The 13,244-nt window shown below is 70.7% G+C and carries 6 protein-coding genes; 3 read left to right on the top strand and 3 right to left on the bottom strand.

The features are described 5' to 3' along the window. Positions 1-380 precede the first annotated feature (380 nt). Both recQ and IB242_RS12200 read right to left on the bottom strand, forming a co-directional pair. The gene (gene recQ, locus IB242_RS12205) at positions 381-2,192 is read right to left on the bottom strand and encodes a DNA helicase RecQ (protein WP_192279678.1); all 1,812 of its coding nucleotides are present in this window, start codon (positions 2,190-2,192) and stop codon (positions 381-383) included. Between the two features lie 687 nt (positions 2,193-2,879). Further along, entirely contained in the window at positions 2,880-3,431 is a 552-nt protein-coding gene (locus tag IB242_RS12200) for a Dps family protein (protein ID WP_192279676.1), read from the bottom strand. A 100-nt stretch (positions 3,432-3,531) separates the two neighbouring features. Between IB242_RS12200 and hrpA the strand changes: the two genes are divergently transcribed. Then, positions 3,532-7,746 (top strand): ATP-dependent RNA helicase HrpA, encoded by a 4,215-nt coding sequence (hrpA, locus tag IB242_RS12195; RefSeq protein WP_192279674.1) that lies wholly within the window; start codon positions 3,532-3,534, stop codon positions 7,744-7,746. Between the two features lie 72 nt (positions 7,747-7,818). On the opposite strand, the gene IB242_RS12190 is transcribed toward hrpA, so the two are convergent. Beyond that, the gene (locus tag IB242_RS12190) at positions 7,819-8,367 is read right to left on the bottom strand and encodes a hypothetical protein (protein WP_192279672.1); all 549 of its coding nucleotides are present in this window, start codon (positions 8,365-8,367) and stop codon (positions 7,819-7,821) included. Between the two features lie 59 nt (positions 8,368-8,426). Here IB242_RS12190 and IB242_RS12185 point away from each other — a divergent pair, with 59 nt between their 5' ends. Both IB242_RS12185 and IB242_RS12180 read left to right on the top strand, forming a co-directional pair. Continuing rightward, positions 8,427-10,607: a bifunctional (p)ppGpp synthetase/guanosine-3',5'-bis(diphosphate) 3'-pyrophosphohydrolase gene (locus tag IB242_RS12185; protein ID WP_192279670.1), complete on the top strand. Its 2,181-nt coding sequence runs from the start codon at positions 8,427-8,429 to the stop codon at positions 10,605-10,607. 95 nt (positions 10,608-10,702) lie between these two features. After that, complete coding sequence (locus IB242_RS12180) at positions 10,703-12,874, top strand: bifunctional (p)ppGpp synthetase/guanosine-3',5'-bis(diphosphate) 3'-pyrophosphohydrolase (protein WP_192279668.1); 2,172 nt, start codon at positions 10,703-10,705, stop codon at positions 12,872-12,874. The last annotated feature ends 370 nt before the right edge of the window (positions 12,875-13,244 follow it).

Here is a 13,244-nt window from a genome sequence, read left to right as displayed (position 1 = left end):
GGAGGCCGCCTCGGACGCAGGGCGGCGGGGACAGGAAGCGCGCCCCTGCCTGCTCTGTCGCGGGAGCGTCTCCGGTTGACGCCTGCCTGACGCGGCGGCGTGCAACATCCGCCTGTCACATCGCATGGCGCGCGGCGTGCTCGCTCCGTCCGACGGTTGCAGAAGCCAGAAGGCAGGAATCACTCGCATCCGCCGCAGTCGCGCAACGCGACGAAGGCGGCCGATGCTTTCGACGCGACCACGGGCCGGCAGGTCGATTGATCGTTTCCGCTTCGGTTTCGCGGTAGTTCAATCAATGGCGCTGCAAGGCCGTGGCGTCTGACGGCGTTCGGGGGGAGGCCCTGCCGGCCGGTGCAAGGGAATGTGCCGGCCGGTGGTGCTCAGCCTTCTTCGCGGATGATCTCCAGCACCTCGCCACCGTAACGCGCCAGCTTGCTGCCGCCGAGGCCGCCGACGCGGGCCAGTTCGCTCAGCGAGGCCGGGCGCAGTTGGGCGATGTCGCGCAGGGTGCGGTCGTGGAAGATCACATAGGCCGGGATGCTCTGCTCGCGTGCGGCTTGGGCGCGCCACTGGCGCAACGCATCGAACAGCGCACGGTCGCCGGCATCGACCTGCAGGGTGCTGTCGCTGCGGCGCTCGCCGCCGCTGCGTCCACGCTCACGCGTGCGCGGGGGATCGCGGCGCAGTTCCAGGATGCGCTCGCCGCGCAGCACCGGGCGTGCGGCCTCGGTTAGGCGCAGGCTGCCGTGGCCTTCGGCATCGACTTCCAGCAGGCCGCCGACCACCAGCTGGCGGAACACGCTGCGCCATGCGGTCGCGTCCAGGTCCTTGCCGACGCCGTACGTCGACAGCGTGTGGTGGCCGAACTGGCGGATCTTGTCGTTGTCGGCGCCGCGCAGCACGTCGACCAGGTGCCCGGCGCCGAAGCGCTGACCGCTGCGGTAGACGCAGCTCAAGGCCTTCTGCGCGGCTTCGGTTGCGTCCCAGGTGGTGACCGGCTGCAGGCAGTTGTCGCAGTTGCCGCACGGCGTGGGGTAGACCTCGCCGAACGAGGCCAGCAACGCCTGGCGGCGGCAGCCGGCCGACTCGCAGTAGCCGAGCAGCTGGTCGAGCTTGTGCCGTTCCAGCCGCTTGCGTTCCTCGCTGGCCTCGCCCTGTTCGATCATCTGCCGCAGCAGCACCACGTCGCCCAGGCCATAGGCCATCCACGCCTCGGCAGGCTCGCCGTCGCGGCCGGCACGACCGGTTTCCTGGTAATAGCCCTCCATCGACTTGGGCAGGTCCAGGTGGGCGACGAAGCGCACGTCGGGCTTGTCGATGCCCATGCCGAAGGCGATGGTCGCGGCCATCACGATGCCGTCCTCGCGCAGGAAGCGGCGCTGGTTGGCAGCGCGGACCTCGGCCGGCAGGCCGGCGTGGTACGGCAGGGCGTTGATGCCCTGGCCGGACAGGAACTCGGCGGTCTCCTCGACCTTGCGCCGCGACAGGCAGTAGACGATGCCCGACTCGTCGCGATGCCCGGACAGGAAATCCAGCAGCTGCCGGCGCGGGTTGTCCTTGTGCGCGACCGCGTAGCGGATGTTGGGTCGGTCGAAAGAGCTGGCGAAGCGGCGCGCGTCCTGCAGGCTCAGGCGCTCGGCGATCTCGCGCTGGGTCGGCGGGTCGGCGGTGGCGGTCAGCGCGATCCGCGGCACCTGCGGCCAGCGCTCGTGCAGCACCGTCAGCTCACGGTACTCGGGGCGGAAATCGTGGCCCCACTGCGACACGCAGTGCGCTTCGTCGATCGCGAACAGGGCGATGTTGCTGCGGTCGAGCAGGGACAGGAAGCGCGGGGTCAGCAGGCGCTCGGGGGCGACGTAGAGCAGGTCCAGCCCGGTGTCGAGCAGGTCGCGCTCGACCTGGCGCGCGGTCTCCGCGTCCAGCGTGGAATTGAGGTAGGCGGCGCGCACGCCGAGCTGGTGCAGGGCTTCGACCTGGTCCTGCATCAGTGCGATCAGCGGCGACACGACGATGCCGACGCCGTCGCGCAGCAGCGCGGGCACCTGGTAGCACAGCGACTTGCCGCCGCCGGTGGGCATCAACACCAGGGCGTCGTGGCCGGCGGCGACGTGCTCGACGATGGCGGCCTGTTCGCCGCGGAACGCGGCATGGCCGAAGGTGGACGTGAGGACGTCCAGGGCATGCGAAGACATCCGCACAGGATACCCGCTGCGACGCGACCGGGCTGCCGGGCGGGGCGGGATGAGTCGTTACGGCGTGCGCGTGCTTGCTTGCGCGGGCGGGGCGGGCACCCCGCGTGCGCCGTGGTGTTTCCCGGCCCGGCGTGGTCTGCCCGTGCGATGGCGCGCTGCGGAGTCTTGACGGTTCAGGAGCCGTGGAGCGCGGCGATCTGCAACGCCCGGATCGGACGGGTCGATACCCGCCGTTGCCGGTGGGTATTCCGGCCGTGTCGCGCTGTGCCGGGAGTACGCATGCCGCCCGCCGCATTGCACCCGGGTGCAACCGCCTATTCCCGATCAATCAGCGATCGACTGTCGATGCAGGATGCGAGGTTGGACGCGCCGGGATGGGAGACCGCGTCGGGAGAGTCGACAGGAAGCACCCTACCGAACCCAGCACACAGCGTGTCGCGCCGATCCGCGAGCCCGACAGGAGCGGCCCCCGCTGTCGCTGCGACGGGCAACAGGCGGCTCCCCGGAATGGACGGCAGCATGCGAACGAAGGCATGTTCCCGGGTGTCGCCGGTTGGCGGTCCGGCGGTGCTCACCCGCATTCACCAGGCCAGAAGGCGGCCAGGCGCTGCCGCTCCGCGCCCGAAACGGAAAACGCCGGCACAGGGCCGGCGTCTCCGTTCGATCGATCGGCTTGCCGGCCGGCCGTCACTCCAGCAGCGAGCGCAGCATCCACGCGTACTTCTCGTGGGTCTGCAGGCGCTGGGTCAGCAGGTCGACCGAGGGATCGTCGCCGGCGTCGTCGGCGATCTTCAGCACGCCGCGCGCGGTCCGGCAGACGGCTTCGTTGCCGGCGACCAGCTGCTGGACCATGCCCTTCCAGTCCGGCACGCCGTCGGCGCCCGACTCCTCGCGGATCGACGACAACCGCACGAACTCGCCGTACGAGCCCGGCGCGTTGAAGCCCAGCGCGCGGATGCGCTCGGCGACCTCGTCCAGCGCGGTCCACTGCTCGGTGTACTGGGTCTCGAACATCGTATGCAGCGAGTTGAACATCGGACCGGTCACGTTCCAGTGGAAGTTGTGGGTCTTCAGGTACAGGGTGTAGGCGTCGGCGAGGAAGCGCGAGAGCCCCTCGGCGATCTCCTTGCGGTCGGTGGCGCTGATGCCGATGTCGATCCGCGCGGTGGAGGCCACCGGATCCAGCGTCTTCTTCGCCGGTTTGGCGGGCTTGCTCTTGTCGGTCTTGGTCTTGGCCATGGAACGCTCCTTGGAATGTGCAATCACAGGCACGATATGGGGCTCAGGCAGGAGACAATAAAGTACTCCGCGTCATCCGATGTTTCACACGGTCCCATAGATGAATCCGATTCCCGATGCCCTCCGCCAGGCACTCGACGCCGGCCGCCGCGGCATCGACCAGGCCCTGACCCGCGACCGCGGCCGCCTGCACGGCCTGTGGTCGCGCTGGCGTGGCCGTGCCGACGATGCCGGCCTGCGTGCCGCCTTCGAGCAGGCGCTGCAGGCCTCGGTCGCCCAGCGCCAGGCGCGCGCGCAGTCGCTGCCGGCGGTCACCCTGGACGAAGCGCTGCCGATCACCGCCGAAGCCGAGCGCATCGTCGCCCTGATCCGCGACCACCAGGTGGTGGTGCTGGCCGGCGAGACCGGCTCGGGCAAGACCACCCAGCTGCCCAAGCTGTGCCTGGCCGCAGGACGTGGCGCTGCCGGCATGATCGGCTGCACCCAGCCGCGCCGGATCGCGGCCCGGTCGGTGGCCGCGCGCGTGGCCGAAGAGCTGAAGGTGCCGCTGGGCGGCGTGGTCGGCTTCCAGGTGCGCTTCAACGACCAGGTCGGCGCGGATACCCGGATCAAGTTCATGACCGACGGCATCCTGCTGGCCGAGACCGGCTCGGACCGCTGGCTGTCGGACTACGACACGATCATCGTCGACGAGGCGCACGAACGCAGCCTCAACATCGACTTCCTGCTCGGTTACCTCAAGCAGCTGCTGGTGCGGCGCCCCGACCTGAAGCTGATCGTGACCTCGGCCACGATCGACACCGCGCGCTTTTCCGCCCATTTCGGCAACGCGCCGGTGGTCGAGGTCGAGGGCCGGACCTTCCCGGTCGAAGTGCGCTACCGGCCCGACGAGGCCGGCGACGCCGAGGCGGCTCCGCCCGTCGCGCCACGTCCGCCGAGCCGCGGCCGGCGCAACGACGATGCCGTGCCCGCCCGCGGCGAACGCACGATGAGCGAGGCGATCGTCGCCGCCGTCGACGAGATCACCGGCGAGGATCCGCGCGGCGACATCCTCGTGTTCCTGCCGGGCGAACGCGAGATCCGCGACGCGCACCAGGCGCTGGAGCGGCGCAAGTATCGCGCGACCGAGGTGCTGCCGCTGTACGCGCGGCTGTCGGCGCGCGACCAGGACCGGGTGTTCCAGCCCGGCCCGCAGCGGCGCATCGTGCTGACCACCAACGTGGCCGAAACCTCGCTGACCGTGCCGCGGATCCGCTACGTGGTCGATCCGGGCACCGCCCGGGTCAAGCGCTACAGCCCGCGGCAGAAGTTGGACCGCCTGCACATCGAGCCGGTCAGCCAGGCCAGCGCCAACCAGCGCAAGGGCCGCTGCGGCCGCGTCGCCGAGGGCGTCTGCTACCGGCTGTACGACGAAGCCGATTTCCTGGCCCGGCCGGAGTTCACCGACCCCGAGATCCGCCGCTCCAGCCTGGCCGGGGTGATCCTGCGGATGCTGCAGCTGGGCCTGGGCCGGATCGAGGACTTCCCGTTCCTGGAAGCGCCGGACGAGCGCGCGATCGCCGACGGCTGGCAGCAGCTGCTGGAACTGGGCGCGATCGACGAACAGCGAAAGCTGACCGCGGTCGGCCGGCAGATGGCGCGGTTGCCGGTGGACGTGAAGCTGGCGCGGATGCTGGTGGCCGCGCAGCAGCATGGCTGCCTGCGCGAGATGATCGTGATCGCCGCCTTCCTCGGCATCCAGGATCCGCGCGAGCGTCCACCGGAGGCGCGCGAAGCCGCCGACAACGCGCATGCCGCGTTCGCCGATGCGCGTTCGGAGTTCATCGGGATCCTGCGCCTGTGGGAGGCCTACCGGCAGGCGCACGAGGACCTGACCCAGTCGAAGCTGCGTGACTGGTGCGGCCGGAACTTCCTCGGTTTCCTGCGCATGCGCGAATGGCGCGAACTGCATCGCCAGCTGCGCCTGCTGTGCGCCGAACTGGGCTGGCAGGAGGCGCCGGCCGATGGCGGCCTGCTGGCCGCGCTGCTGGCGGCCGGTCCGCCGCCGCGCGAGGCGGGCGCGCAGCAGCAGAACCGGCCGAGCCGCGGTGAACTGCATCGTGCGGCACGTCTGGCGCGGGATGGCAAGGAGACGGGGGCGGCTTCGCCTCCGGCGCAGTCGGCGCAGAAGGCCGAGGCCAGGCGCGGCGGCGAGCCTCGCGCCAGCGAGCCGGCGCCCTCCATCAACGACCGCGCCCGCGCCGCCGCCTACCAGGCGCTGCATCGCGCGCTGATCGCCGGCCTGCCGACCCAGGTCGGCCATCGCACCGAGAAGGGCGACTACCAGGGTCCGCGCCAGCGTCGCTACCAGCTGTTCCCCGGCTCGGCGCTGGCCCGCAAGCCGCCGCCGTGGGTGCTGTCGGCCAATCTGCTGGACACGCAGAAGGTCTGGGGCATGACCAATGCCGCGATCGAGCCGGACTGGGTGATCGCCGAGGTGCCGCACCTGCTGGCCCGCAAGCACTTCGATCCGCGCTGGTCGCGCGCGCAGGGCAGCGTGATCGCGTCCGAGCAGATCAGCCTGTTCGGCCTGGTGCTGGCGCCGAAGAAGCCGGTGCAGTACGGCAAGATCGACCCGCCCGGCGCGCACGACGTGTTCGTGCGCCAGGCGCTGGTCAGCGGCGAGATCGATACCCGCAGCGGCTTCGTCGCCGACAACCTGGCCACGCTGGAACAGGCGCGCGAGGAAGAAGCCAAGCTGCGCCGCGCCGGCCTGGTCGCCGACGAGGACTGGCAGGCGCGCTGGTACCTGGACCGGGTGCCACCGCAGATCCATTCCACGGCCGGGCTCGACGCCTGGCACAAGGCGCTGCCGCCCGAGAAACGCAAGGTGTTGCGCTGGACCGTGCTCGACCTGCTGCCCGGCGAGGGCAGCGAGGCCGACCTGTTCCCGAAGTACTTCGTGCTTGGCGACGCGCGGCTGCCGCTGCACTACCGCTTCGAGCCGGGCGCGACCGACGACGGCGTGACCCTGGAAGTGCCGCTGCCGCTGCTGAACGCGCTGGATCCGGCGCGGCTGAGCTGGCTGGCGCCGGGCTTCGTCGCCGACAAGGCATCGGCGCTGATCCGCGGCTTGCCCAAGGCGATGCGGCGCAACTACGTGCCCGCGCCGGACTTCGGGCGCGCGTTCTTCGAGGCCTATCCGCAGCCCAGCGCCGATGCGCTGCCGGGCGAGCTGGCGCGCTTCCTGACCCGCGCCACCGGCGCGGTGGTCGCGCCGACCGATTTCGACGAGGCGGCGCTGGAGCCGCATCTGCGGATGAACCTGCGCCTGCGCGAGCTGCCCGAGCGTGGCGGCAAGGTCCTGGCCGAGTCGCGCGATCTGGAGGCGCTGCGCGCCGGTTTCGGCGATCTGGCCGGCGAGGCCTTCGCGGTACGCGCCGGGCGCGCGCTGGCCGCGGAAGGCCTGCGTGCGTTCCCGGCGGAGCCGATTCCCGACCAGGTCACCGGCGAAGCCGGCGTGCCCGGCTGGCCGGCGCTGGTCGATGCCGGCGAAACCGCGGCGCTGCGCGTGTTCGCCGACCGCGCGCAGGCGCGTGCGGCGCATCCGGATGGCGTGCGCCGGCTGCTGCGGATCGCGCTGGCCGACAAGGCGCGGCAATCACGCAAGCAGCTGCCGATGTCGCCCAAGCTCGGCCTGCTGTACGCGGCGATCGAGCAGTTCGGCACCGGCCCGGACGCCAAGGCGAAGGAGAAGGAACAGCTGCGCGCCGATCTGGTCGACGCGGCCTTGAATGCCGTGCTGTCCACCGGTGTTGACGACATCCGCGACCCGGGCGCATTCGCGCGCTTGACCGAGGTCGCCGGCAAGCGTCTGTTCGCCGAGGCGATGGAGCGGCTGACCCTGGCCGAGCAGATCCTGGCCGCGGTGGCCGAGCTCAAGCCGAAGCTGGAATCGAAGCTGATGGGCTGGGCCAGCGGCAACCTCGACGACCTGCGCACCCAGCTCGACGGGTTGGTGCATCCGGGTTTCCTCGGGCATACCCCGGCCGACGCGCTGGCGCAGTTCCCGCGCTGGCTGAAGGCGATGCAGTTGCGCGCCGAGCGCACACTGCGCGATCCGGCCCGCGACCAGGCGCGGATGCTGGAGCTCAAGCCCTTCGCCGATGCGCTGGCGCTGGCGGTGAAGCGCGGCGTCGCCGACACGCCCGACTGGCAGGCGCTGCGCTGGGATCTGGAAGAGCTGCGGGTGTCGCTGTTCGCGCAGGAACTGGGCTCGCGCGGCGGCGTGTCGCCGAAGAAGCTGGCGCAGCGGCTGGCGGTGCTTCAAGGCTGACCTGCCTGCCGGCGTGTCCCGGGGGACCGGGAGCGCGCGGCAGGCTGGAGCCGCCGCGCGCCTGCAAAATGCCTACTTGATCCGGCGAACCTTGGCAGCGGTGTTGAACCCCTTGATCCGCATGTACCAGGCGCCCAGCAGGCCCGGCCTGATCGAGACTTCGGCATCGCTGCGGCGTGCACCGTCGAGTCGGGCCGCATCCACCTGTTCCCAGACCTGGCCGTTGGCCAGCGTGTACTGGCGTCCCTTCGCGAAACCGGTGAACTGACCAGGCAGGACGCTCTCGATCGGCTCGTCGGAGCCGAAGTCGAGAAAGCCCCTGTTCTTCTGCACGACTTCCTGCCGGCCTTCCTCGCGTGCCTGTTCGCGGATGCGTTCCAGCGCGTCCGCGTCGGTGGACACCGGAGCCGAGCCAACAGTGGCGGTGCCTGCGTTGCGCGTGGCGATCCAACGCTCCAGCGCGGCCAGTTCGGTGGCGCTGAGCTTGTCCAGGCCGGCGGCACGGAACTCCTCGGCGCTCATCTGCGTGCGCAGCGGAGCAGTCTCCTGCGCATGGGCGCCGGTGATCGACAGGGCGACCGCCAGTGCCAGCGTGCCCAGCGTGATGGGAAGACGACGCATGCTTGTTCCTCGGGTCGCGGGGCCGCTAGTGTAGTCCCATCCATTGGTGACGAACGCCCGTGTCCTCCGTATTTCCAGATGGTCTGAACGCGCTGCTGCAGGGCGACCTGGCCCGGGTGTTGCCGCCTGCCCTGCGCGAGCTGCTGCTGGCCGCATGGGGAGCCGAAGGCACCGACCGCACGCAGCGGCTGCCATGGTCGGCGATGGCCGGCACCCAGGAAGCGCTGGCCCGGCTGGCCGCCGACGAGTCGGCCTGCGTGGCCGCGCTGCTGTACGACCTGCCGGGTCTGCGTGCGGCGGTGGCGGCCGAGGTCGCCACCCGGCTGCCCGCGGTTCCCGACCTGCTCGATGGACAGGATGCGGCCGACCAGGTGTGGGCGCTGCATGCCGGGCGCGAGGCCGGGCGCAATGGCGAGGGACTGCGTCGGCTGCTGCTGGCGATCATCCACGACCTGCGCGTGGTGCCGGTGCTGCTGGCGCGGCAGCTGGCCAGGATGCGCGAGTCCGAGCGGCTGCCCGACGAGGAGCGCCGCGCGCTGGCCCAGCTGACCCGCGACATCCATGCGCCGCTGGCCAACCGGCTGGGCATCTGGCAGCTGAAGTGGGAGCTGGAGGATCTGGCGTTCCGCCATCTGGAGCCGGAGACCTATCGCCGCATCGCCCGCGAGGTGGACGAGAGCCGCGACGACCGCGAGCGCTACATCGAGGCGGTGAAGGCCGAGCTGGGCCGCACCCTGGCAGGGCAGGGGCTGGCGGCGGACATCAGCGGTCGGCCGAAACACATCTACAGCATCTGGCGGAAGATGCAGAAGAAGCGGCTGGGCATCGACCAGCTCTACGACCTGCGCGCGGTCCGGGTGATGGTCGATGATGTCGCCTCCTGCTATGTGGTGCTTGGCGTGGTCCACGCGCTGTGGGTGCCGGTGCCCGGCGAGTTCGACGACTACATCGCCCGGCCCAAGCCCAACGGCTACGCCTCGCTGCACACCGCCGTGGTCGGCCCGGAAGGACGCACGCTGGAAGTGCAGATCCGCACCCGCGACATGCACGAACAGGCCGAGCTCGGCGTGGCCGCGCACTGGCGCTACAAGGAGACCGGCGGCAGCGCGGCCGGCAAGGGCGCCGGCAAGGCGTTCGAGCGCAAGATCGCGTGGATGCGGCAACTGCTGGAGCACGCGGCCGAGGGCGGGCGCGAGGGCGAGACGCTGGCCGGCGCGCTCGACGCCGAACTGGTCGAGGAGCGGGTCTATGCGCTGACGCCCAAGGGCGAGGTCGTCGACCTGCCGCAGGGCGCCACGCCGCTGGACTTCGCCTATCACGTGCACACGATGGTCGGGCACCGCTACAAGGGGGCGAAGGTCAACGGCCGGATCGTGCCGCTGGGGTATCGCCTGCGGACCGGCGACCGGGTCGAGATCATGACCGGCAAGGAGCCCGATCCGCGACGCGACTGGCTGTTGCCGGCCAACGGCTGCCTCGCCAGTGCGCGCTCGCGCGACAAGGTGCGGGCCTGGTTCCACAAGCTGGACCGCTCGCGCAACGTGCAGGCTGGCCGCGAACTGCTGGAGCGCGAGCTCAAGCGGGTCGGGCTGCATCATGCCGATCTGGCGCCGGTCGCCCGGAAGTTCCATGCCGAGAGCATCGACGACCTCTACATCCAGGTCGCGCTGGGCGATGTCGGCCCCAACCAGGTCGGTCGCGCGCTGCATGAGCTCGAACGCGCCGCCGCGCCGCCGCCGGCGGCCGCCAACGTGGCCGTGTCGCGGCCCACGCCGCGGCACGCGCGGCGCAGGGTCGATGCCGGCTTCACCGTGCAGGGCGTCGGCAACCTGCTGGTGCAGCTGGCGCGCTGCTGCCAGCCGGTCTCCGGCGAGCCGATCGCCGGTTATCTGACCCGCACCCGCGGCGTCACCGTCCACCGCGCCGACTGCGCGGCCTTCATGCGCCTGGCCGCCTCGCACCCGCAGCGGATCCTGCCGGTGGAGTGGGGCAGCGGCGGTGGTGGCTACGAGGTCGACGTGGCCGTCAGCGGCATCGACCGCAAGTGGCTGCTCAAGGACGTGACCACGCTGATCGCGCAGGAGGATGCCCACGTCAGCGACATCCGCAGCGACCTGCGTCCGGACGGGCGGCTGCAGCTGAAGCTGCGGTTGCGCGTGTCCGACTACGGGCAGCTGTCGACGCTGCTGGGCAAGCTCGATGCGCTGCCCGGGGTCGAGCGCGCGCAGCGGCTGGGATGATTTCCGGTGAAAGAGTCGCGCATCCGCTGGAAAGGCATGTTGCGGCGCAATGCGCAAGGTTTGATGCGCGCAGCCCCCTGGCATAGTCTTCGCGCATGAACCCAGGCCATTCCGCCCAGGCGATCGCCGATACGCCGCTGCCCGCCAGCGAGCCGGTGCCGGACTATGTCCTGGAACTCGAGCGTGCCGCGTCCTACCTGCCTCGCGAGCAGATGCCGCTGCTGCGCGAGGCGTGGCGGGTCGGCGCCGCCGCGCATGCGGGGCAGACCCGCAAGTCCGGCGAGCCGTACATCACCCATCCGGTCGCGGTGGCCTGCGTGCTCGCCGAGCTCGGCCTGGACGTGGAAACCCTGATCGCGGCGATCCTGCACGACACCATCGAGGACACGCCGCTGACCAGCGAGGAGCTGGCCGCCCGCTTCGGCGAGGACGTGGCCGAGCTGGTCGACGGGGTCACCAAGCTGGACAAGCTCAAGTTCCGCGACCGCCAGGAGGCGGCGGCCGAGAGCTTCCGCAAGATGCTGCTGGCGATGTCGCGCGACCTGCGCGTGATCATGATCAAGCTCGCCGACCGGCTGCACAACATGCGCACGCTGGGCGCGCAGAGCGCCGAGGCCCGCATCCGCATCGCCCGCGAGACGCTGGACATCTACGCACCGATCGCGCAGCGGCTGGGCATGAGCCTGGTCAAGTCCGAGCTGCAGAACCTCGGCTTCCGCGCGATGCATCCCTGGCGGCACCGGATCATCGAGAAGCACATCCGCAGCCAGCCGGTGGTGCGGCGCGAGTCGCTGGCCCAGGTCGAGGTGCAGCTGTCGCAGGGGCTGGCCCGCGAGCACCTGGAACACCGGCTGGTCGGCCGGATCAAGACCCCGTGGAGCATCTACAACAAGATGCGCGGCGAGGGCAAAAGCTTCGACCAGGTGATGGACGTGTTCGGCTTCCGCGTCGTGGTCCGCAGCGTCGCCGAGTGCTACCACTCGCTGGGCGCGGTGCACGCGCAGTTCAAGCCGCTGGACGGGCGCTTCCGCGACTTCATCGCGATCCCCAAGGCCAACGGCTACCAGTCGCTGCACACGGTGCTGTTCGGGCCCTACGGCTCGCCGATCGAGGTCCAGATCCGCACCGAGGAGATGGACCTGATCGCCGAGCGCGGCGTGGCCGCGCACTGGTCCTACAAGCATGGTGGCGAGAGCCCGAACAGCGCGCAGAGCCGTGCGCACGCGTGGATCGTCGAACTGATCGAATCGCAGCGCGCGGCCGGGTCGTCGCTGGAGTTCCTGGAGAACGTCAAGGTCGACCTGTTCCCGGACGAGGTCTACCTGTTCACGCCGAAGGGGCGGATCATGTCCCTGCCGCGCAACTCGACCGCGCTGGATTTCGCCTATGCGGTGCATACCGATGTCGGCAACCAGGCGGTCGCCGCGCGCGTGGACCGCAAGCTGGTGCCGCTGAAGACCAAGCTCACCAGCGGGCAGACGGTGGAGATCATCACCGCGCGCTCGGCGGCGCCCAAGCCGCAGTGGCTGGAGTTCGTGGTCACCAGCAAGGCCCGCACCGCGATCCGCCACCAGCTCAAGCAGCTCGAACACGAGGATGCGGTGCAGCTGGGGCATCGGATGCTGGACCGTGCGCTGGAGGCGATGGGCAGCTCGCTCGAACGCCTGCCGCCGCGCCGGCTGGAGGCGTTCCTGACCGAACACCGCTTCGCCCGGCTCGAGGTGTTCCTGGCCGAGGTCGCGCTGGGCAACTGGATGCCGAGCCAGGCCGCGCAGGCGCTGATGGCCTATGCCGAGCTGCGGGGTGGCCCGCATTCCAGGCATTCGCAGGAAAAGATCCTGATCAACGGCACCGAAGGCGGCGTGGTCAGCTTCGCCAACTGCTGCCAGCCCATTCCCGGCGACGAGATCATGGGCTACCACACCGCCGGCAAGGGCGTGGTGGTGCACCGGCTGGACTGTCCGAACCTGGCCGAGTTCCGCAAGTCGCCGGAGCGCTGGGTGCCGATCGACTGGGATCCGAACGTGGCCGGCGACTACGACACCTCGCTGATCGTCGACGTCGAGAACCACACCGGCGTGCTCGCGCAGCTGGCTGCCGCGGTGGCGCAGAGCCACTCCAACATCGAGCGCGTGGACTACCTGGACCGCGACATGAACGCCGCGCAGCTGCGCTTTGCCATCCAGGTGCGCGACCGCACCCATCTGGCCGAGGTCATCCGCCGTCTGCGCCGGCTCAACGTCGTGCAGGGCGTGCGCCGGCAGTAGGCCTGCTGGCGGCTGCGGCCGCACCCGGCGCGTGCTGCGAACCCGGCAGGTGCCCCGGCACCGATCATGCCCTCGCTGCCATGCAACACACATCCCGCCGCTGCCGGGGCGCTGCGGCAACGCGGCGGATCGGCATGCATGCGCCGGCCGGACCGGCGTGGTCCAGCCGCGACGTTTCCGCCGTTCGGTTCAGGGCGCGGGGCGGATGCCGGGAAGTCCGCGCGATGTGCGCCACTCGCAGCATGGCCGTTCGTCCTTGGCAGCGGCCTCCGCCGCCTGCGTCCGCTTCTGCGTCACCGTGTCCGTCGGACTGTCCGTGATGGCGTCCGCGTCTTGAGTCGTCACCGCGGCTGGTCCGCTGCCGAGTGGT

It is taken from the genome of Xanthomonas sp. XNM01, assembly GCF_014851915.1.
Taxonomy (GTDB): Bacteria; Pseudomonadota; Gammaproteobacteria; order Xanthomonadales; family Xanthomonadaceae; genus Pseudoxanthomonas.
This window is presented reverse-complemented; position numbering and strand designations above follow the sequence as displayed.

Bases quoted from the DNA above. Each gene is read 5' to 3' on its own strand.
- hrpA (WP_192279674.1), top strand. From the start codon at position 3,532: ATGAATCCGATTCCCGATGCCCTCCGCCAGGCACTCGACGCCGGCCGC.
- recQ (WP_192279678.1), bottom strand. From the start codon at position 2,192: ATGTCTTCGCATGCCCTGGACGTCCTCACGTCCACCTTCGGCCATGCC.
- IB242_RS12200 (WP_192279676.1), bottom strand. From the start codon at position 3,431: ATGGCCAAGACCAAGACCGACAAGAGCAAGCCCGCCAAACCGGCGAAG.
- IB242_RS12180 (WP_192279668.1), top strand. From the start codon at position 10,703: ATGAACCCAGGCCATTCCGCCCAGGCGATCGCCGATACGCCGCTGCCC.
- IB242_RS12190 (WP_192279672.1), bottom strand. From the start codon at position 8,367: ATGCGTCGTCTTCCCATCACGCTGGGCACGCTGGCACTGGCGGTCGCC.